At 67.7% G+C, this 19,529-nt stretch carries 18 protein-coding genes; 10 read left to right on the top strand and 8 right to left on the bottom strand.

Going from position 1 to position 19,529, the window contains the following annotated elements:
* The 5 genes from KM176_RS07830 to KM176_RS07810 all read right to left on the bottom strand — a co-directional run bounded on the left by KM176_RS07830 (nucleotide 1) and on the right by KM176_RS07810 (nucleotide 5,894).
* Entirely contained in the window at nucleotides 1-441 is a 441-nt protein-coding gene (locus KM176_RS07830) for a hypothetical protein (RefSeq protein ID WP_160893113.1), read from the bottom strand.
* Nucleotides 425-1,030, bottom strand: coding sequence for a recombinase family protein (locus KM176_RS07825; protein ID WP_160893111.1), 606 nt, complete (start codon nucleotides 1,028-1,030; stop codon nucleotides 425-427). Before KM176_RS07825 ends, KM176_RS07830 begins: the two co-directional genes overlap by 17 nt.
* Before the next feature lie 632 nt (nucleotides 1,031-1,662).
* The gene (locus tag KM176_RS07820) at nucleotides 1,663-4,176 is read right to left on the bottom strand and encodes a DUF5906 domain-containing protein (RefSeq protein WP_160893109.1); all 2,514 of its coding nucleotides are present in this window, start codon (nucleotides 4,174-4,176) and stop codon (nucleotides 1,663-1,665) included.
* On the bottom strand, nucleotides 4,176-4,454 hold the full coding sequence (locus KM176_RS07815; protein WP_160893107.1) for a helix-turn-helix transcriptional regulator: 279 nt from the start codon (nucleotides 4,452-4,454) through the stop codon (nucleotides 4,176-4,178). Before KM176_RS07815 ends, KM176_RS07820 begins: the two co-directional genes overlap by 1 nt.
* A 138-nt stretch (nucleotides 4,455-4,592) precedes the next feature.
* Nucleotides 4,593-5,894, bottom strand: coding sequence for an integrase arm-type DNA-binding domain-containing protein (locus tag KM176_RS07810; RefSeq protein WP_160893105.1), 1,302 nt, complete (start codon nucleotides 5,892-5,894; stop codon nucleotides 4,593-4,595).
* A gap of 363 nt (nucleotides 5,895-6,257) precedes the next feature.
* Between KM176_RS07810 and KM176_RS07805 the strand changes: the two genes are divergently transcribed.
* The 7 genes from KM176_RS07805 (at nucleotide 6,258) to KM176_RS07775 (ending at nucleotide 13,679) form a co-directional block, all read left to right on the top strand.
* Nucleotides 6,258-6,563 (top strand): hypothetical protein, encoded by a 306-nt coding sequence (locus KM176_RS07805; protein ID WP_160893103.1) that lies wholly within the window; start codon nucleotides 6,258-6,260, stop codon nucleotides 6,561-6,563.
* A 207-nt stretch (nucleotides 6,564-6,770) separates the two neighbouring features.
* On the top strand, nucleotides 6,771-8,153 hold the full coding sequence (gene pabB / locus KM176_RS07800; protein WP_160893101.1) for an aminodeoxychorismate synthase component I: 1,383 nt from the start codon (nucleotides 6,771-6,773) through the stop codon (nucleotides 8,151-8,153).
* Nucleotides 8,154-8,165: 12 nt separating this feature from the next.
* Entirely contained in the window at nucleotides 8,166-8,762 is a 597-nt protein-coding gene (locus tag KM176_RS07795) for an anthranilate synthase component II (RefSeq protein ID WP_160893100.1), read from the top strand.
* Complete coding sequence (locus KM176_RS07790) at nucleotides 8,749-9,624, top strand: aminotransferase class IV (protein WP_160893099.1); 876 nt, start codon at nucleotides 8,749-8,751, stop codon at nucleotides 9,622-9,624. Before KM176_RS07795 ends, KM176_RS07790 begins: the two co-directional genes overlap by 14 nt.
* Before the next feature lie 213 nt (nucleotides 9,625-9,837).
* Nucleotides 9,838-10,995 (top strand): M20 aminoacylase family protein, encoded by a 1,158-nt coding sequence (locus KM176_RS07785; protein WP_160893098.1) that lies wholly within the window; start codon nucleotides 9,838-9,840, stop codon nucleotides 10,993-10,995.
* Nucleotides 10,992-12,155 carry a M20/M25/M40 family metallo-hydrolase gene (locus tag KM176_RS07780; RefSeq protein ID WP_160893096.1) on the top strand — a complete coding sequence of 388 codons (1,164 nt, stop codon included), beginning with the start codon at nucleotides 10,992-10,994 and terminating at the stop codon, nucleotides 12,153-12,155. Before KM176_RS07785 ends, KM176_RS07780 begins: the two co-directional genes overlap by 4 nt.
* A 48-nt stretch (nucleotides 12,156-12,203) precedes the next feature.
* The gene (locus KM176_RS07775) at nucleotides 12,204-13,679 is read left to right on the top strand and encodes an amidase (RefSeq protein WP_160893094.1); all 1,476 of its coding nucleotides are present in this window, start codon (nucleotides 12,204-12,206) and stop codon (nucleotides 13,677-13,679) included.
* Between the two features lie 36 nt (nucleotides 13,680-13,715).
* Here KM176_RS07775 and KM176_RS07770 read toward each other — a convergent pair whose 3' ends face one another.
* Genes KM176_RS07770 through KM176_RS07760 form a run of 3 tightly spaced genes read right to left on the bottom strand, consistent with a single transcriptional unit; the run spans nucleotide 13,716 to nucleotide 15,863 of the window.
* Nucleotides 13,716-14,447 carry an amino acid ABC transporter ATP-binding protein gene (locus KM176_RS07770; RefSeq protein ID WP_160893092.1) on the bottom strand — a complete coding sequence of 244 codons (732 nt, stop codon included), beginning with the start codon at nucleotides 14,445-14,447 and terminating at the stop codon, nucleotides 13,716-13,718.
* Nucleotides 14,444-15,097, bottom strand: a complete 654-nt coding sequence (locus tag KM176_RS07765; RefSeq protein ID WP_160893090.1) for an amino acid ABC transporter permease — start codon at nucleotides 15,095-15,097, stop codon at nucleotides 14,444-14,446. Before KM176_RS07765 ends, KM176_RS07770 begins: the two co-directional genes overlap by 4 nt.
* 16 nt (nucleotides 15,098-15,113) lie before the next feature.
* Nucleotides 15,114-15,863: an ABC transporter substrate-binding protein gene (locus tag KM176_RS07760; protein WP_202397771.1), complete on the bottom strand. Its 750-nt coding sequence runs from the start codon at nucleotides 15,861-15,863 to the stop codon at nucleotides 15,114-15,116.
* Nucleotides 15,864-16,110: 247 nt separating this feature from the next.
* Between KM176_RS07760 and KM176_RS07755 the strand changes: the two genes are divergently transcribed.
* The 3 genes from KM176_RS07755 to KM176_RS07745 all read left to right on the top strand — a co-directional run bounded on the left by KM176_RS07755 (nucleotide 16,111) and on the right by KM176_RS07745 (nucleotide 19,525).
* On the top strand, nucleotides 16,111-16,806 hold the full coding sequence (locus KM176_RS07755) for a GntR family transcriptional regulator (RefSeq protein ID WP_160893088.1): 696 nt from the start codon (nucleotides 16,111-16,113) through the stop codon (nucleotides 16,804-16,806).
* Between the two features lie 19 nt (nucleotides 16,807-16,825).
* The gene (locus tag KM176_RS07750; protein WP_160893086.1) at nucleotides 16,826-18,124 is read left to right on the top strand and encodes an NAD(P)/FAD-dependent oxidoreductase; all 1,299 of its coding nucleotides are present in this window, start codon (nucleotides 16,826-16,828) and stop codon (nucleotides 18,122-18,124) included.
* A gap of 150 nt (nucleotides 18,125-18,274) precedes the next feature.
* Nucleotides 18,275-19,525 (top strand): ABC transporter substrate-binding protein, encoded by a 1,251-nt coding sequence (locus tag KM176_RS07745; protein WP_160893084.1) that lies wholly within the window; start codon nucleotides 18,275-18,277, stop codon nucleotides 19,523-19,525.
* Nucleotides 19,526-19,529: the final 4 nt, after the last annotated feature.

The raw sequence follows: 19,529 nt of genomic DNA, 5'->3' as shown, positions 1-19,529 counted from the left end.
TCAGCCGTCGCCCTTGGGCGTCACGTCAATCATGCGCCGATAATCCTCGGGCGTCATGGCGGCGGGGAGGTTGATGTTCACCTGGACGGTGCTGCCGCCACCCTCCAAGGGCTCGCCCTCGCGGTATCCATGGCGGGCCTTCAACAGGAACATGCCCGCGATCACGTTGCCCTCCATCGCGGTCTCATAGAGCTTCGCCACCAGCGCGTCATGCTCCTTGGCCCGCCCCCGGTCCAGCGCTTCCTGAACCTCGGGCTGGCGCTCGCGCACGTTTCGGAACGCATCCTTGCCCATGCGCAGGGCCTTGGCGATGGTGGCAACGGCAACGCCCCGGGCGGCCAGCTCCTCGACCATCTTCAAGCCCCGGCGGCCAACGCGCCACTCGCTCTTGCCGGCGTCATTCACGACGCGCCGGGCAGGGATTTCAGGCTTGACTTCCATGCGCCTCCTCCTTCATCTCATTGGCGATCCGCTGCACGACTGACTTGCCCACGCGCAGCTCAGCCGCGATCTTGTTGATGCCGAGGCCCTGCTGCCGAAGCGAGCGGATAGCCTCGCAGGTGCCGTCGCCCGTCTCTGGCCGACCGAACCTGACGCCCCGAAGCCGGGCGCGGGCGATCCCGGCTTGGGTGCGCTCGACAATCATGTCGCGCTCGAAGGCGGCGAAGACCGAGGCCATGCCCAAGAGCGCCCGGCCCGCCGGGGTGGTGGTGTCCACCGCCTCGCGGTCAAGGTAGAGGTCGCAGCCGATCTGCCGCACCTCCTCGAACAGGGCGGCGAGGTTGGCGAGGCTGCGCCCGAGGCGCGACACGTCAACAGCGGCGATCAGGTCAAAGCGCCGCCGCCGGGCGTCGGCCATCATCCGGTCGAGCGCCGGGCGCGAGCGGCTGGCCCCCGATGCCGTCTCGACATATTCCTGCACTACGTCCCACCCGGCCCGCTCCGCCACCTCTCGCAGCCGGATTAGCTGGTTCTCGGTGGTCTGGCCGCCGGTGCTGACCCGGGCATAGATCGCCACGCGCTTCGCCATCTCCATTTCTCCTCTGTGCCGCCCCGCGAATACGAGAACATAGCGTGAACTCAATGGCGCGGTCTAGCCCGGAAAGGGGACGGATGGCGGGCCGATTTCATGCTGCCTTCGCGGCCCAGAAAACATGGGCGATGCGGCGCGCGTTTCAGGACCCCTTTTCCGGGCGGCCCGTTTCTTGCTGTCGCGGCTCGGATCGGCATGGCCGGGGCGGCGGTGGCCGATCTGGCGCGCCTTTTTACCGGGGCGGCAGGCGCGTGTTGCTGTGTCCCCCTGCCCAGAAGAGCGGCGCGCAGCCGCCCTCCCGATCTTCCCGTTTGGGATCGGCGCGCCTTCAGAACGGGATACAGGGTGCAAGGTCGTAACGCCCAGAGAACGAAGGGTTTTCCGCCATAGGCTCCCGTTCCTCCCGTTCTTTTAGAGAGTTAGAGAAAGGGGAGAGAGAAGGCGTGCAAAAGAGGGTCCGAGTTAGTAGAAAAAAGGAACCGCGTCGGAAAACGACTAGAACGGGAAGAACGGGAGCCGATGCGCTAACCCCCAGCGAGGGAGCAATAATCTGGCACGGTGGCCCATCCCGTTCTCAGCCGCCGGGGCCGGAAACGGGATGGGCCGTCGCGGAACGGGAGGGGCCGCCCTCAGAAGGGCATCTCATCACCCCAGTCCTTGGCGGTAGGCACCCGCACCACGTCCCAATTCGCATGGGGGTCGTCACCCCAGTCGAAGGCCCGCCCGTGCATCTCCGACCACCAATCACGCGCCACGGCAAGCGTCGGCAGCCAGACCCCCCGCGCCGTCTTCCCGGCGATGCTGATCTGCTCGGTCTTCTGGACGCGCCCGAGCCTCTTCAGTTGATGGCCGAGCGACTTTTCAAGGCCCGCAGCTTCGCCCCGCAGGATCTTGCCGCTGGCAACAGCCGCCTTCGCAAGGGCACCCGAGGGGATGAAGACCCGCCCGCCATCTTCGGGCACGTCAACAGGTTCACCATTGCGCCAGATTTCCGGCGTTTCACCCGAGGCAAGCATTTCATGGATCACCCGGGCCGCGCCGGTGAAGCTGCTCTCCACCTGCTCGGCCAGCGCCGCCGTCTGCGGCCGGTCGCGGTGCTCGAAGCCTGACAGGTCGCGCTGCATCAGAAGGTATGCGAATGCCTCGCGCCCACCGCCCTGCCACTGCTCGACTAGGGCGCGGAAGAAGGTCCGGTCGCCCCGCCGCGCCGACGAAACGTCGAGCACCAGCCAGCGCCGGTCATCGGCATCAGTCGCCACGATGTGCGGGTTGTTCGATGCCAGGATCACGGCAAAATGATTGGGGGCTGCGAAGCTGTCCACCCCCTTCGGCTCGATGCGGATGTGCGTCTGCGTCACCAGCGTCTTGAGCCGACCGACCATGTTGGCATTCTTGGCGGCGGCGATTTCATCGGCGAAGACGAGGAGCGCCTGTTGAAGGTGGGCGTTGAAGTTGCCCATCAGCCCCTTCTGGTCGGACACGGCGACGAAGTGCCGCCCGAACAGTTCACCGAACTTCTCGGCAAAGAGGGATTTGCCAACACCCTGCCCGCCGCGCAGCGCAATCGAGGTTTCGAGCTTGGCGCCCGGCTGCTGGAACTTCAGCGCCATCCAGTTCAGCAGGTACTCATAGACCTCGCCGTCACCGGCGGCGATCACGTCCCGGATCAAATCGAGGAACAGGCCGCAGTCGCCCGGCGCGGGCACCACGGCGGGGCCGCGCCAGAGGTTGTAGATACCATCAGGGGTTTCGACGCCGGGCATGAATTCAACGCGCTCGAAGTTGCGCCGCTGGGGGTGCTTGACCCACCACTCGGCCAGCGGCTTCTTCACATCGTTCCCGTCCTTGTCTTCTCCGACCTTCACAGTCCGGTTCGCGTACCAGTCGAAAAGCTCGACCTTCTTCAAGAACTCCGGCAGGCCGTCGCTGCGCTCGACCAAGACCCGGACCCGCCCGCCATACTTCACCATCGCGTGGCGGGCGTTCATCTCTGCAAGCTCGGGTTCAACCGCCTCGGCCCTCGCCCGCGCGATCTGCCGCGCCGTGTAGCCCTTGGGCTTCGGCTGTTCGAGGACATGGGCGCTGATGCCGAAATCCGGGTCAAGGATCACCGCCGCCATCTGGTCGTCGGTGCAGTCGGCCCGCACCAGATCGCACAGCACGGCAAAGAGCGCCTCGGAGCGCGACGGGTACTTGCCCGGCTCGTCAGGATCAGCGCCGTTGACGATCAGCGCCCTTGTGCGGGCTGAAACGGCGGCGGGCAGGTCATCGAGGCTATCGAGGCGCTTCACCTCGCCCAGCTCGACGCGCAGCCCACCGGCGACAGGCGCAGCCTTGTCTTTCTGCCTTGGAAAATCCGCAGCCCGGAACCGGCGGCCCCAGTCGGCCCATGCGAGATACGCCGGGGCATCCTCGCGCCCGCGCCACCGCTTCTTCTGGCTCGGCAGGTTCATGGTGCCGGGAAGGCGCATGATGTGGCTCACGTCCACCGCCGCCCGGTCGCCATCGAGGAGGCCGATCAACCGCGCGTGGATTGCCTCTGCAACCTCGGTCGAGACAGCCTCGTCATCCTCGAAGCGCCAGAAGCACTGGAACCCACCGCCCGAGGCGACAATCGCGGTCGGGCGCGGGATCGCCGCAGGCCACCCGTTCCCGTCCACAACTCTGTTCTGTAGCCGAGCGACCTCTGAGGTCAGGTAGGCCCGCAACTCGGCCAGCCGTTCGGTCGTCGGCTGCTCTTTGGGCCAGCCACCGCTCGGCGGCGCCACGACAACGTCAACATGCAGGCCCCGGATGCGCGTCACCTCATCCTTCCGCGCCTTCTTGCGGGTATCCGGCGCGAGGTCATTGACCGAGAAATAGAGGTTCTGGCGCCCGACGCGCCGGGCAACCCATTCGCGCAGCGCCCCCGGGTCGGTGAAGGTCTGTGTCTCAGTATTGCCGCCCTCGCGCGGGATCGCCGTGGGCCACCAAGGGCCATCCTCCGACCATCCGACGAGGAACCGCAACAAGTCTTCGGGGTCGGCTCCAGCGCTATTCCGGGCTATACTATCCCCGTTGATGATGTGGTTGACGGACCTGTCCAGACCTTTGCCCCCGGTGTGCTGCCCTGCACCGGGGGTTTCCTTTTCGTGATCTGCCATCACTGCCCCCCATGCTCGATGAGGTGCTGTTCCATCCAGTGGCGGAGGTCTTGCACTCGGTAGCGCACCAGCTTCTGGGATGCGCGCACGAAGCTCGTGCCGCGCCCTTCCTTGCGCATGGTCTCCATCCCGGCCTCGGTGAGCCCGAGGAAGGCGGCGGCCTGCGCGGTGTTGAGATATTCCGAGGGTGGCGCATAGCGTCCGGTGGCGTAGCCGTCCGCCAATTCAGCGGCGACCTCCCGGGCAATCAGCTTTGCGAATTCAGCGGGGTCGTCCATAGAGCCTCCATCCCCCGAAGGGGTCAAGAGGCTCGCGGGTGGTTCTGAGTGTCCGCGACGTGGGGCCTAGCCGCGCCCTGTGGGGAGCGACCACTGTACCGTGGCCCGCCGGTTAAGATGTGTCCCGTTTATAGCCGTTTAAGCGACCTTACGTCTAGGTGCAGTTTCTTGTTGCCGTAGCAGCTCCATCACGGTCGCGCTGATCCGTTCCTGGGCATCAAGGAGGTCCGGCCAGACACCTTCGCGCGATCCATAGGTGCCAGAGTGGATGTCGCCCCGCTGGCTGTGGTTCATCAGCTTCTTGGAAAGCGCCTCCTCCACCCCGGCCCAGATGCAGGCGTTGCGGTAGGTGTGGCGGAGGCCGTGCCCGCTGCACGGCAACTTCTTCTCCGTGGTGGCGTAGAGCGACATGTGACCGGCGAAGGCCCCGCCACCGCGCTTCACCTTTGACGGGTCGCCGGGGAAGATCCACTCACGGGCATGGATGGGCTGGTAGATGCGGGCAGCGCGGCGCGCCCGGGCGAGGCAGGCCAGCATGGGCCGGGTCAGCGGAATGTCGTATGCCTTCGCTTTACCCCCCTTGGGCGTCGGGATGTGGAGTTTGCGGCCCGCCACATCGACGTGTTCCCAGCGGGCCATCGCGATGGCACCCGCCCGGCTGCCGGAGAGCAGCAGGAAAAGCTGGAACTCGGCGCGCACACGGTTGTCCAGCGCGAGGTAAGCCTTCCACCAGCCCGGCAAATCCCGGCGGCTCATCGCGCTCTCGCGGGCTTCCTCGCGGTTGAACGTGACCTGCCGCGTCGGGGTCCAGCCGTCCGGGTCTGGCTTCACATATCCCCGTTCCAGTGCCCAGTTGTAGATCACACGCAGGGTCCGCATCGCCCCGTTGGCCGCGTAGGTGCCTCCATGCTTGGGGTCCGTCTCCCGGCGGCTGATCGCGTCATGCCGCGCCGCGACCCGGGCCGCACCCTCTGCCGTGGCAAGCTCGCCCAAAGGGGTATCGTGCCAGATGCCCAGAAGGTGCTGCGCCTCGACCGCGTTGCGGTAGCTGTAGACCGTCGCGGCGCTCTTGCCGGTCTTCTCAAGGTGCGCGCGGTAGAGGTCCCATGCCCTGCCGAGGGTCACGCCCGCATCCGGTTTCGTCAGCCCCTCGCCCTCAAGGATCGACGCCAGCTCGCCCTTCGCCAGCCCCCGGGCCTCCTTCACGCCGATCTCGGGAAAGCCCCCGAACGCACGGCGCACCGTCTTGCGCTGTTTCTTGAGCTTGTCGTCCAGCACCCGCACCTCGGTCTGGACAACCCAGCTCTTGGCCGTCTTTCCAACCTTCAGGTAGAGGCCCGGCTGGTCGGTGTCTGCGATGAACTTCTGCCCAGACGGCAGGAAGGGGAAGCGGGCGGCCATGAGGTCGGTGAGGCGCGCCTTTGAGGGGTAGGTTGACATGGGCTCTCCGGTCTGACGTAAGGCTAACGTAAGGCTCGGTGCGCCACCGAGTATCTTTTCGCGCCCGTCTATGCTAGCGGGTAAACGTCTCAAGTGCTTGTTTTACTTACACATAGACTACCTAAGCCGCCCACCAGCCGTCTAGCCCTAAGAACTGTTAATCAATTGGTCGTAGGTTCGATCCCTACCGCCGGAGCCATAAAAAGCCCTTAAGTCATATCGACTTAAGGGCTTTTTTAATTGGTGGATTCGAGTTGGGCTCGGCTGACAGCAACGCCCGGGGAACACCTTAAGCTTTCCATATTGGCTTCCCGAAGAAGTGGTATCGATAGGACGACCATTTCGCTTCCCGGGAACGTTCCAATGCCAGCACTCAACTTTTTCGCCTATCTATGTTGGGGTGCGGCAGTCCTGCTTGCGATCATCGCGGCGACCGCCCCTTCGGATGCTGTGCCACTGCTTGCGGTAGCCTTCGCATCCGTGGTCAGCGGGGTGCTGTTCCTTGCCGCAAGTAAAGTGGTCTTGTTGCTGACTGAAATTCGCGACGCCCTGGCACCGGGCAATGCGCTGCCCCGGGCACCGGATCAGGCTGAAACAGAGCCAGAAAGACCGACACGGACGCTCGGGGAAATTCAGCAGGATATCGAAAGGATAAAACGTAATCTCTGAGCAGGATACTTGCGCCATGCGCAGTCCGGCCCCAATGGTCCAGCCGACGCTATCCGGCCTGATGTCAGCATTGACGGCCCGCCGCCTGCAGGCCATCGCCCCCCTCCAGACGGCTGCCCCTCGACGCAGGGCGCGCGGGAAGCTATCACCCCCGAAGGGCCCCGGACCGGCGCCCTTCGAGACGACAAGCAACCGGCCGAGGGCACCTTGATACGACATGAGCTGGCCTATGCGGAGCCCCAGGAGGTGGCCGATAAACTGAGGCACGCGGAGGGCTTCGCCTTTCTCGACAGCGGCGGCGCGGACCTTGAGACCGGGCGCTACAGCTTCATCGGCCTCCAGCCCTTCGCCAGCTTCCGGATCGAGGCCGGCCAGGCCTTCTGGAACGACACCGCGCTGGAGGGCCCGCCGCTGGCGCATTTGCGCACGGCGCTGGCGCGTTACGCGACCGCCCCCGCTGCGGACGGGCCGCCGCTGCAATCGGGCTGCATCGGCCACCTGTCCTACGACCTGGGCCAGAGCCTGGAACGGCTGGCGGCGCCGACGCGGCGCGCCCCGCACAGCACGGATCTGCGCTTTGGCTTCTACGACGTGATCTGCGCCTTCGACCGGCAGGCGCGCCGCTTCTGGATCTGTTCCAGCGGCCTGCCGGAAACCGCGCCCGACGCCCGTGCCCGGCGGGCCGGGGCGCGGCTGGCCGAAACGCTGGCCCGCCTCGATGGCCCCGCGCCCGCAGCGCTTCCCGCCCCTCCCGGCATTCAGGACTGGCGGTCGAACTTCACCGCCGAAAGCTACGGCGCCGCCATCGAGGCGCTGCGCGAACACATCCGCTGCGGCGACATCTACCAGGCCAACCTGGCCCAGCGGTTCGAGGCCGCGCTGCCCCCGGGCTTCGATCCCTGGGCGTTGTACCAGCGGCTGCGCCGGACCAATCCCGCCCCCTTTGCCGCCTATCTGCGCGACGGCGACACCACCTTCGCCTCCAGCTCTCCGGAACGGTTCCTGAGCCTGCGGGAGGGGCGGGTCGAGGCGCGCCCCATCAAGGGCACCTGCCGCCGCCACCCCGATCCCTCCGAGGATGCCGCCCGCGCCGCGGCCCTGCTTGCGTCCGAAAAGGACCGGGCCGAGAACGTGATGATCGTGGATCTGCTGCGCAACGACATGTCCCGGGTCTGCGCCCCCGGCAGCGTCGAGGTCCCGGTGCTTTGCGGGCTGGAAAGCTATGCCTCGGTGCATCACCTGACCTCGGTCGTTACCGGCAGGCTGCGCGACGGGCTGGGCCCGGTCGACCTGATCGAAGCCTGTTTTCCCGGCGGCTCGATCACCGGGGCGCCGAAGATCCGCGCCATGGACATCCTGACCGAACAGGAGGGCATCGCCCGGGGCATCTACTGCGGCTCCATCGGCTATATCGGCTTCGACGGCGCGATGGATCTGAACATCGCCATCCGCACGGCGGTCCTGGGCGATGGCCGTGCCGTGGTGCAGGCGGGGGGCGGCATCACCCTGCTGTCGGACCCCGGGGCCGAATATACCGAAACCCTCGACAAGGCAGAGCGGCTCTTCGCCGCCTTCGCCGATGCGCCCTGAGGCCCGCCGCCCATGCTGCTGATCATCGACAACTACGATTCCTTCGTCTTCAACGTGGTCCGCTACTGCGCAGAACTGGGCCACGAGGCGCTGGTGCGGCGCAACGATGCGCTGGACCTGGACGCGGTCGAACGCCTGGCGCCAAGCGCGATCATCCTCTCTCCCGGGCCCGCCACCCCGCAGGAGGCCGGCCTGTCGCTGGGGATCGTGCAGCGCTTTTCGGGGCGGGTGCCGCTGCTGGGCGTCTGCCTTGGGCACCAGTGCATCGGCGCCGCCTTCGGAGGCCGGATCACCCGCGCAGCCGAACCGATGCATGGGCGCGCCAGCGCCATTTCCCATGACGGCCGCGGGCTGTTCCGCGACCTGCCCGATCCGCTGACCGTCGGCCGCTACCATTCGCTGATCGTCGCCGAGACGCCTCAGATGGCCGCAGATCTGCGCGTCACCGCCCGCACCGCCGAAGGCGAAGTGATGGCGCTGGAGCATCACCGGCACCCGACCCTGGGCGTGCAGTTCCATCCGGAATCGATCCTGTCGCAGCACGGCCACGGGATCTTCGCGAACTTCTTCCGCATGGCAGAGCGCTGGAGGCAGAATGCTGTGGCTTGACGGCACCCCGCTGGACGGCAACGTGGCGCCCTTCGACCTGACGGATCGCGGGCTGATGCTGGGCGACGGGGTCTTCGACACGGCCTTCGTGCTGGAAGGCGCGCTGGTGCTGGGCGCACGCCACCTCGACCGGCTGGAGGCCTCCTGCGTGGCCCTGGGCCTGCCGCTGGACCGTGCCGCCCTGGAGGCGACGCTGCGCGATGTGACGGCCCGGGTGTCCACCGGCGCCCTGCGCATCACCGTAACCCGTGGCGCCGGGCCGCGCGGCCTGCTGCCCCCCGCCAAGGCCCGCCCGCGCTGCATCATCTCGGCCACGCCGGGGGTGCCGGCGACGCTCTGGCAGCCGCTGGACGCCGCCTTCACCACGATCCGCCGGAACGAGACCTCTCCGGCGGCGCGCCACAAGTGCCTGACCTACATGGATGCCATCCTGGCCCTGCAGGAGGTCGCGCCACTGGGCGCACAGGAGGCGATCTTCTGCAACACGACCGGGCAGCTGGCCTGCGCGGCCACCGGCAACCTGTTCTGCCTGTCGGGCGACCGGCTGCTGACCCCGCCGCTGCAGGCCGGCATCCTGCCCGGCACCATCCGCGCCACGCTGCTGGAACTGGCCCCCGGGCTGGGCCTGACCCCGGTCGAAGCGCCGCTGCCCCCGGAGGAGCTGAACCGCGCCGATGGCGTCTTCCTGACCAACAGCCTGCGGCTGATGGCGCCGCTGCGCCGGCTGGACGGTACGCCCCTGTCGCGAAACGGCTGGGATCGGATGGCGGATCTGGCGCAGGTGCTCTGCCGCCGGATCGATCCCGCCACCACCGCCCCCTGGCTGGCCGAGGGGCCCCGGGGCTGGGCCACGGCCGACTGACGGGCATCGCCCGGCCCCGACACCACCGGAAGGCGCAAAGCTTCTGTCTTTTGGGCAGCTTGCAGGCCCTGCGGCACCCCGCAGGGGGCGCCTGCTTGCGCATCCCCGGCCCCTCCTGCACGATCCCGTCAGATGCCGTGCGCCACCGCGCCCACGGCCCCGCAGCCTAAAGGCCCGGGCCCCGAACGCCCCGGCCCACCCCCAGGAGCCCCCATGCCCACGCTTGACCGCATCCAGGCCTTTGCCGACGATCTGACCGCGATCCGCCGCGATTTCCACGCACATCCCGAACTGGGCTTCGAAGAGGTTCGTACCTCGGGCAAGGTGGCCGAGCTGCTGGAAAGCTGGGGCATCACGGTCACCCGCGGCATCGGCAAGACCGGCCTTGTCGGCGTGCTGGAGGGCAACCGACCGGGCCGCACCATCGGCCTGCGCGCCGACATGGACGCCCTGCCGATCCATGAACAGACCAACCTGCCCTATGCCTCCAGGACGCCGGGCGTGATGCATGCCTGCGGCCATGACAGCCATACCACCATGCTGCTGGGCGCCGCGCGCTACCTGGCCGAAACCCGTGACTTCCCCGGACGTGCCGTCTTCATCTTCCAGCCCGCCGAAGAGGGGCTGGGCGGCGCCCGCGCGATGATCGCCGACGGCCTGTTCGACCGCTTCCCCTGCGATGAACTGTACGGGCTGCACAATTCGCCCTTCCACGATCCCGGAGTGATCGGCGTGAAGCCCGGCACCGCCATGGCCGGCGCGGATTTCTTCGACATCCGCATCACCGGCCTCGGCAGTCACGGCGCCCGGCCCGAAGGCTCCAAGGATCCGGTGGTGATAGGCGCCGGCCTCGTGAAGGAGATCCAAGGCATCGTCTCGCGCAACCTCTCGCCGCGCAAGTCCGCCGTGGTGTCGATCACCCAGTTTCATTCCGGATCGGCCTACAACGTCATCCCCGAGACCGCCGAACTGTCGGGCACCGTGCGCTATTTCGACCCCGAGGACGAACAGCTGATCGCAGCGCGGATGCGCGCCATCTGCGCGGGCTTCGCCATCGCCCATGACTGCGAGATCGAGATCGACATCCGCAATGTCTTCGACGTGCTGGTCAATGACGAGGCGCGATCGGCCGACCTGCTTGCGGGCGCCCGCGACATCGTCGGCGATCTGGCCGATTACAAGGACGAGATGCAGATGGGGTCCGAGGATTTTGCCGACATGCTGCGCGTCGTACCCGGCGCCTACTGCACGCTGGGCCACGGCGGCTCGGTTGCGCTGCACAATCCCGCCTTCACCTTCGACGATGCGGCCCTGCCGGTGGGCGCCAGCTTCCTGGCCCGCATGGTCGAAACCCGGGGCGCCGCCGCATGAGCCGCGACCTGACCGACCTCGACACGCTGCTGGAACACCTGCCGCTGGAGGCCGACCGGATCATCGAGGGGCTGCGGCCCTGGGTCGAATGCGAAAGCCCGACCTATGATGCCGACGCCGTTGCCCGGATGATGGATCTGGTCGCCTATGACTGTGCCGAAATGGGCCTGCTGGTCGAGCGCATCCCCGCGCGCGGCGGTGTCGGCCCCTCGGTGCGGGCGGTGCTGCCGCATCCGCGCGCGGGCACGCCGGGCATCCTGGTCAGCGGGCATTTCGACACGGTGCACCCGGTCGGCACGCTGGAGCAGAACCCGTTTCGGGTCGAGGGCGACCGGCTTTACGGGCCCGGGGTGCTCGACATGAAATCGGGCAATTTCATCGCGCTGGAGGCGCTGCGGGCGCTGCTGGCCAGCGGGATCACCCCGCCGCTTCCCGTAACTTTCCTGTTCACCCCCGACGAGGAGATCGGCACCCCCGTCACCCGCGCCCTGATCGAGGCCGAGGCGCGGCGCAACCGCTACGTCCTGTGCCCGGAGCCTGCCGTGGCCGGCAACGGCGTAACCACCGGGCGCTATGCCATTGCCCGTTACGAGATTTCCGCCGTGGGGCAGCCCTCCCATGCCGGCGCCAAGCTCTCGGCAGGGGTGTCGGCGGTGCGCGAACTGGCGCACCGGATCATCGAGATCGAGGGCATGACCAGCGACAGCTGCACCTTCTCGGTCAATGACGTGACCTCGGGCCAGTGGGTGAACTGCGTGCCGTCCCATGCCCGGGCGCAGGTCCTCTCGATGGCCAAGACCCAGGAGGATCTCGACAGCGGCACCGCCCGGATGCTGGCGATGGCCGGCACCCGCAACGGCGTGCGCTTCGAGGTGCGCGAAACCGTCACCCGTCCGGTCTGGGAGAACAACCGCCCCGAGACCATGGCGCTGTACGAACAGGCCCGGACGATCTCCGAGGCGATGGGGCTGCCGCTGCCCTCGGCCTCGACCGGAGGCGGGTCGGACGCCAATTTCACCGGCGCGCTCGGCATTGCCTCGCTCTGTTCGCTGGGACCGGCGGGCGACATGTATCACACGCTCGAGGAACACCTGCTGATCCCGACGCTGGTGCCGCGCGCGCGTCTGCTGGCCGGGCTGTTCGCGACGCTCACGGACTGACAGCTCCGGCGCCCATCCGGGCGGCGGACCAATCCCACAGGACCGATCATGACCACCGACACCCTGCCCGAGGCCGCGCTGGCCCCCTATGCCTCTGCCGAAACCATCCTGGCCGCACTGCACGACGGCCGGCTGAGCGCCCGCACTCTGATGGAGCGCACCTACGACCGGATCGCGGCGATCAATCCCGGGCTCAACGCCATCATCTCCCTGCGTCCCCGCGCGGAGATGCTGGCCGAGGCCGAGGCCGCCGACCGGGCGCTGGCGCTGGACCGGGCGGCGGGGCGCCGCCCCGCGGCGCTGGCCGGGCTGCCCATCGCGGTCAAGGACCTGGCGCTGACGAAGGGGCTGCGCACCACCTTCGGCTCTCCGATCTTTGCGGATTTCATCCCCGGGGAAGACACGCTGATGGTGGCGCGGCTGCGCGCCGCCGGGGCGCTGATCCTGGGCAAGACCAACACGCCGGTCTTCGGGCTGGGATCGCATACCACCAACGCGCTGCACGGGCCGACGCAGAACAGCTTCCTGCCCGGGCGCAGCGCCGGGGGGTCTTCGGGCGGGGCGGCGGTGGCTGTGGCCGCCGGGCTGCTGCCCGTGGCCGATGGCAGCGACTACGGCGGCTCCTTGCGCAACCCGGCGGCCTGGAACAACATCTTCGGCCTGCGCCCGACCCAGGGCCGCATCCCCTCGGTGCCCTCGGGGGATGTGTTCTTCGGCCAGATGGCGACGGACGGGCCGATGGCCGCAACCATCGCCGACCTGGCGCTGCTGCTGGACGTGCAGTCGGGCCCCGATCCCCGGGCGCCGCTGTCACGTCCGCCCCTCCCCGTCCGCCCGGCGCTGGAGGACGGGCCGCTGCGCGGTCTGCGGGTCGGCTGGCTGGGCGATCTGGACGGACACCTGCCGACCGAGGCGGGCATCCTGGAAACCTGCGCCACGGCGCTCGACGGGGCGCGGGCCCGCGGCGATATCGCCCTGGCAGACGCCGCCCTGGGCTTCGAGCCCGAGGCGCTGTGGCAGGCCTTCGTCGCCCTGCGCCACTTCTCGGTCGCACCGGCGATCACGCCGCTCTGGGAGGATCCGCAGAAGAAACCGCTGCTGAACGCCCAGCAGGTCTGGGAATACGAGGGGTTCCTGGGTCTGAGCGGCCCGCAGGTATCGCAGGCGGCGGCGGTGCGCTCGGCCTTCTTCCAGCGCATCCTGGCGCTGTTCGAAGACTTCGACCTGCTGGCGCTGCCCGCCACCCAGCTGCATCCCTTCCCGGTGGACTGGGCCTGGCCGCAGCAGATCGCGGGCCGCGAGATGGACAGCTACCACCGCTGGATGGAGGTCGTCGTGGCCGGCACCATGGCCGGCTGCCCGGTGCTGGCGGCGCCCGCGGGCTTCAGCGGCGATGCGCCCGTGGGCCTGCAATTCATCGCCCGGCCCGATGCCGAGGCGCAGCTGCTGCGGTTCGGCCTGGCCTGGGAGGCGGGCCTGGAGCGGCCCACCGGCAACCGCGCGGGCTTTGCCGCGCAGCTGTAATCGCGGGGGCGCCGGGACGAGGCCCCGGCGCGGCCCTCACATCGGCGACAGGATGCGGCTGAGGAAGTCGCGGGTGCGCTCGTGCTGGGGATTGCTCAGCAGCTCGGCCGCCGGCCCCTGTTCGACGATGCGCCCGCCGCTCATGAACAGCACCCGGTCGGCCACCTCGCGGGCAAAGCCCATCTCGTGGGTGACGACCAGCATGGTCATGCCCTCTTCCGCCAGCGCCCGCATCGCCGCCAGAACCTCTCCGACCAGTTCGGGATCCAGCGCCGAGGTCGGCTCGTCGAAGAGGATCGCCTCGGGGCGCATGGCCAGCGCGCGGGCGATGGCCACCCGCTGCTGCTGCCCACCCGAAAGCTGCTCGGGGTAGGCATCGGCCTTGTCGGCCAGGTTCATCCGCGCCAGCAGCGCCATCCCATGGGCCTCGGCCTCGGCGCGGGGTTCGCCTTTGACGAAGATCGGCCCCTCGGTGATGTTCTGCAGCGCGGTGCGGTGCGGGAACAGGTTGAAGCGCTGGAAGACCATCGTGACCCGGGTACGGATGTCGCGGATCGAGGCATCCTCGGCCCGGACCCGGCGGCCATGCACGTCGATGGCGCCCTGTTCGTAGGTCTCCAGCCCGTTGACGCAGCGCAGCAGCGTCGACTTGCCCGAACCCGAGGCGCCGATCAGGCAGACGACCTCGCCCTTCTCGACCGTGGCGTCGATCCCCTTGAGGACCTCCAGGTTGCCGAAACTCTTGTGCAGCCCCTTGATGGTGATCATTTCTTTCCGAACCTCCGTTCAAGATAGGATGCCAGCAGGAAGAGCGGCACGCTGAAGGCCAGGTAGAGGCCGGCGACCAGGGTGTAGACGGTCATGTTCTCGAAGGTGGAAGCGGCCAGCATCTTGCCCTGGAAGGTGATCTCGGCAACCGTGATCACGGAGGCCTGCGACGTGTCCTTCAGCAGCATGATCATGGTGTTGCCATAGGGCGGCAGCACGGTGCGGAAGGCCTGCGGCAGCACCACCCGGCGCATGGTCAGCACCCAGCTCATGCCGATGGACTGCGCCGCCTCGACCTGGCCCTTGTCCACCGCTTCAAGGCCGGCGCGGAAGTTCTCGGCCATGTAGCAGGAATAGGCGATGCCCAGGCCGATCGCCCCGGCCTGGAAGGCGGTCAGGTCGATGCCGAAATCGGGCAGCACGAAGTAGATGTAGAACAGCTGCACCAGGATCGGGATGCCCCGAACGATGTTGACGAAGCTGCGGGCGGTCCAGGACAGCACCCCGATCCCGGAGTAGCGCATCAGCGCCAGCACCAGACCGAAGAGCGTCGCAATCACGAGGGCGCAGAACGCGATGCCAGCCGTGGTCACCGCGCCCTGCAGAAGGATCGGCAGGTAGTCCTGCGCATCCTGTAGGAACTTGTTCATCCGTCAGAGCCCGGGATCAGTCCAGGTTCCACTTGGCGATCAGCGCATCCAGCTCGCCGCTCTGCTTCATCTCGGCCAGCGCCTTGTTGATGCGGGCCAGAAGCTCGGGGTGGTCCTTGTTGATCGCCAGACCGAGGGGGGCAACGAACTGCTGCTTGTAGGATTTCGACATCTGCAGATCGGGGAATTTGCCCTGGCCGATCTGGTAGGCCATGATCGGCTGGTCGGCAAAGCCCACCGCGATGCGGCCCAGCTGGACGTCGCGCATGATGTCGGCGATATTCTCGTAGACCTTGATGGTGCCGATGCCCGACATCGCCTTGAGATCATCAAGATAGCGCGTGCCCTGCTGAACGCCGATGGTCTTGCCGGCGGTCTCCTTCAGGGATTGGGTATACTGGGTCGGATCATCTTTCCGCATCACCAGACCTTCGCCATAGGGGAAGATCGGATCCGAGAAATCGACGACCTTCTTGCGCGCATCGGTGATCGACATGGCGGCCGAGATGATGTCGATTCGCCCCGAGGTCAGCGCCGGGATCAGCGACACCCAGTCGGTGGACTTGACCTCGGCGGTGAAGCCCGCCTTTTCGCCGACGGCCTTCACCACGTCGACCATCATGCCGGTGACCTGGCCGGATTTCACATCGAGGAAGGTAAAGGGCACGCCGGTCGGGGTGGAGCCGACCTTGAGCGTTTCGGCAAGGCCCGGCAGGCCGATCATGGCAAGGGCAACGGCGGCGGGCGCCAGGAAGCGGAGTTTCATGGAAGTTCCCTGTCGTGGTGTGTTGGCTCGCCGGGCTCCGGGCCCGGTCTGCTCAGACCCTGACCTGCGGCGCCGGGGCCGCATAGCGCCGGCGGGCGCTTCGGCATACCGGAGGGAGCGCGGTACGGCAGGAATGCCAAAAATTATGCATCCCGGGTGATAAATTAGGCCATTTAAGTATACTGGACAGATGATTTTGGCCGGATTATTTGCCTGATAGGCCATTTCGGTATACCGGACCTCCAACATGCCTGATCTTTCCCGTTCCCCCGACGACCCCGCCCGCCCCGCATCCACCGGCCAGCAGGTCTATGAAGGCCTGAAGGAGCGGCTACTGTGCCACGAGTTCCGGATGGGCCATGTGCTGCGCGAGGACGAGGTCGCCGCCTGGTTCGACGCCTCGCGCCTGCCCGCCCGCGAGGCGCTGAAGCGGTTGGAATACGAGGGGCTGATCGAACGGTCGGGACGGCGCTATGCGGTGCGTCACTACGATCTGGAAGCCGTGATCGTCACCTATCGGATGCGCGCCGCGCTGGAGCACCTGGCCGTCGACCTGGCAATGGAAGCCCAGGACCAGGGGCGCCTTCCCCCGGCGGCCTTCGCGCCCCTGGCCCAGATGCTTGAGGCGCAACGGGCGGCGGTGGACACCCTGCCGCGCGCCATATTCTCTCGCCTGGATGCCGAGTTCCACCTTGGCATCGCGGCGCTTGCCGGGGGGGCCGCCCTGCTGGCGGACCTGGCCCGGCTGCTGGACCGGATCCGCCTGATCCGCTCGGACGAGATCCTGGTCGACAGCGGCCCCCTTGCGGCGCTGGAGGATCATCACCGCATCCTCGCCGCGCTGGAACGCGGCGACGGCGCCACCGCCAAGGCCGAACTGAACTACCACTACAGCACCACCGTCCGCCTGCATCAACCCGGCGGCCGCCCCTCCTCCGTCTGACAGCCCGAGATCCAAGACCATGACCGCCATGCCCCGCGATTGCATCGACACCTTCCCCTCGCTCTGGCAGCAGAGCGCGAAAGAACCCGACGTTTCGGTCCCGCTGGCCGGCGATCTGCGCGCCGATGTGGTCATTGTCGGCGCGGGCTATACCGGCCTTTCGGCGGCCCTCGCGCTGGCCGAGGCCGGCCGCGACGTGATCGTGCTGGACCGCGGCGGTCCGGGCTGGGGCGGCTCGGGGCGCAATTCCGGGGCGGTGATCCGCGGCTTCAAGCCCGGCCTGCCCGAACTGACCGAGCGTTTCGGCCAGGATGGCGCCGAAATCGCCCGGATCGGCGCGACCAATGCGCAGCGGGTCTACAACCTGGTTGACCGTTTCGGCATCGACTGCGACCTGCGCCGCAATGGCTGGATCCTGCCCGCCCACAATGCCGCCGGGATGCGCCAGACCGAAGCTCGGCACCGCAACTGGACCCGCGACGGCGTCACCGGGATCGAGATGCTGGACCGCGCGCAGGTGGCCAGGATGCTGGGGTCGCAGGCCTACGAGGGTGGGCTGATCGACCATGCCTGCGGCTCGCTCCAACCGCTGTCCTATGCCCGGGGTCTGGCGCGGGCCGCCCGGGCGGCGGGCGCCCGGATCTTCCGCGACGCCTTTGTCACCGGCTACCGGCGGCAAGGCGACGGCTGGCAGGTCACCACGGGGGCGGGCACGGTGCAGGCGGGGCAGCTGGTGCTGGCCACCAACGCCTATTCCGGACGGCTTGATCCCGGCATCGCGGGTTCGATGCTGACCACCCACACCCAGATCATCGCCACCGCGCCCCTGCCTGCGGCCACCGCCGCGACGATCCTGCCCGACGGGGCGGCAGCCTCGGACAGCCGGCGGATCCTGTTCTACTGGAACATGACGCCCGACAACCGTCTCGTCTTCGGCACCCGGGGCCGTGTCCACGGGCCGCGAAAAATCGAAGATTTCTCGATGGTGCGCCGCGCACTGGAGACGGTCTACCCGCAGCTTTCCGGGACCGCGATCGCCCATCGCTGGGCCGGCAAGGTCGCCGTGACCCGCGACTTCCTGCCCCGCATCGCCAGCCCCGAAGCCGGCCTTTGGACCGTGCACGGTTTCTGCGGGCGCGGTGTCGCCATGGCCACCACCTATGGCCTCCTGCTGGGAGAGACTCTGGCGGCGCAAGGCAGGCTGGGCGATCTGAAAGTGCCCCACGGCGCCGCGCCCAAGGCCCCGCCCGCCGGTCTGCGCAGCCTCGGCATCGTCACCATGACCCAGTGGTACCGGCTTCTCGACCGCTGGATGTGATCCCTGCGGCGGCCGGTCCGTGCCCCCTCCGGCCGCCAGAACCCCCTTCCCGCAAGGGCGCCGCGCGCGCTCTTAATTTTTTATTTAGTAAATTTAATTTGACAGAGGGTCTCCGCCTGCCTAGCCTGCCTGCAATTGGGAGGAGAACCAATGACCCGAAATACCCTGAACCGGCGCCGTTTCCTTGCGGCGACCGCAGCGGCAGGCACGTCCTGTCTTGCCGCTCCACTTTATGCCCAAAGCCGCGAGCTGGTGATCATTTCCGACCGCGGCAACCCCGACCAGCGCGCCGCCCTGACCGACATCGCCAACGCCTTCGGGCGCGAGGCCGGCGTCAGGGTCTCGCTCAACAACATGGATCACGAGGCCCACAAGACGGCGATCCGCAACTACCTGGTGGCCAGCCCGCCCGACATCAACTTCTGGTTTTCCGGCGAACGGATGCGCGGCTTCGTCAAGCGCGGCCTGTTTTCCGACATCACCGACCTTGTCGAGAAGAACGGCTGGGCCGATGTCGTTCCCGCGATGAGCGCAACCACGGTCGATGGCCGGATCTACGGCCTGCCCACCGCCGGGTTGGTCTGGGGCCTGTGGTACCGCAAGGATGTTTTCGACAGCAATGGCTGGACGCCCCCCCGCACCGCCGAGGACTTCCTGAGTTTCGGCCAGAATGCGCGCGAGGCCGGCATGACCCCCATTGCCATCGGCACCAAGGAGATGTGGCCCGCCGCCGGCTGGTTCGACCACATGAACCTGCGGATCAACGGGCTGGACCACCACCGCGCCCTGATGGAAGGCCGCATCGCCTATACCGACGGCAGCCTGACCCGGGTGACGGATCGCTGGGCCGAACAGGTAAAGGCCGGGATGTTCCTGCGCAACGAAACCTCCTACGGCTGGGAACAGGCCGCCGCGATCCTGGCCCAGAAGAAGGCCGCGATGATGGATCTGGCCGGCTTCATCATCTACGGCTTCCCCGAGGCCGATCGCGCTCAGCTGCGCCTTGCGCCCTTCCCGACCTATGACACGGGCATCGGCCGGTACGAGGATTTCTCGGTCGACTCGATCCACATTCCCTCCGGCGCGAAGAACCCCGAGGTGGCGCGGGACTTCCTGACCTATTTCTACCAACCCGACCGGCTGTGGGAATACCTCAAGCCGGACGGCAACCTGCCGGCGCGCACCGATATCGACGTCTCTTCCGATCCGATCATGGTGGAGTCCCGCAAGGGGCTCGTCGGGGTCGATGGCACGTCGCAGTACTTCGACCGCGACACCGATCCCGATGTCGCCCAGGCCGGCCTGAAGGGCTTCCAGGAGTTCATGGTCCGCCCCGAGCGCGCCTCCGACATCCTGGCCGGGATCGAACGGGCCCGCGCCCGCGCCTACGGCCCGCTCTGACGCC

The organism is Pseudooceanicola endophyticus (assembly GCF_018760365.1).
Lineage (GTDB): Bacteria > Pseudomonadota > Alphaproteobacteria > Rhodobacterales > Rhodobacteraceae > Pseudooceanicola > Pseudooceanicola endophyticus.
The sequence above is the reverse complement of the archived record's forward strand: the minus strand, read 5'-3'. Positions and strand labels throughout refer to the sequence as shown.

Coding starts and splice junctions, on each gene's coding strand:
- KM176_RS07830 (WP_160893113.1), bottom strand. CDS start 441: ATGGAAGTCAAGCCTGAAATCCCTGCCCGGCGCGTCGTGAATGACGCC.
- KM176_RS07825 (WP_160893111.1), bottom strand. CDS start 1,030: ATGGCGAAGCGCGTGGCGATCTATGCCCGGGTCAGCACCGGCGGCCAG.
- KM176_RS07820 (WP_160893109.1), bottom strand. CDS start 4,176: ATGGCAGATCACGAAAAGGAAACCCCCGGTGCAGGGCAGCACACCGGG.
- KM176_RS07815 (WP_160893107.1), bottom strand. CDS start 4,454: ATGGACGACCCCGCTGAATTCGCAAAGCTGATTGCCCGGGAGGTCGCC.
- KM176_RS07810 (WP_160893105.1), bottom strand. CDS start 5,894: ATGTCAACCTACCCCTCAAAGGCGCGCCTCACCGACCTCATGGCCGCC.
- KM176_RS07805 (WP_160893103.1), top strand. CDS start 6,258: ATGCCAGCACTCAACTTTTTCGCCTATCTATGTTGGGGTGCGGCAGTC.
- KM176_RS07795 (WP_160893100.1), top strand. CDS start 8,166: ATGCTGCTGATCATCGACAACTACGATTCCTTCGTCTTCAACGTGGTC.
- KM176_RS07790 (WP_160893099.1), top strand. CDS start 8,749: ATGCTGTGGCTTGACGGCACCCCGCTGGACGGCAACGTGGCGCCCTTC.
- KM176_RS07785 (WP_160893098.1), top strand. CDS start 9,838: ATGCCCACGCTTGACCGCATCCAGGCCTTTGCCGACGATCTGACCGCG.
- KM176_RS07780 (WP_160893096.1), top strand. CDS start 10,992: ATGAGCCGCGACCTGACCGACCTCGACACGCTGCTGGAACACCTGCCG.
- KM176_RS07775 (WP_160893094.1), top strand. CDS start 12,204: ATGACCACCGACACCCTGCCCGAGGCCGCGCTGGCCCCCTATGCCTCT.
- KM176_RS07770 (WP_160893092.1), bottom strand. CDS start 14,447: ATGATCACCATCAAGGGGCTGCACAAGAGTTTCGGCAACCTGGAGGTC.
- KM176_RS07765 (WP_160893090.1), bottom strand. CDS start 15,097: ATGAACAAGTTCCTACAGGATGCGCAGGACTACCTGCCGATCCTTCTG.
- KM176_RS07760 (WP_202397771.1), bottom strand. CDS start 15,863: ATGAAACTCCGCTTCCTGGCGCCCGCCGCCGTTGCCCTTGCCATGATC.
- KM176_RS07755 (WP_160893088.1), top strand. CDS start 16,111: ATGCCTGATCTTTCCCGTTCCCCCGACGACCCCGCCCGCCCCGCATCC.
- KM176_RS07750 (WP_160893086.1), top strand. CDS start 16,826: ATGACCGCCATGCCCCGCGATTGCATCGACACCTTCCCCTCGCTCTGG.
- KM176_RS07745 (WP_160893084.1), top strand. CDS start 18,275: ATGACCCGAAATACCCTGAACCGGCGCCGTTTCCTTGCGGCGACCGCA.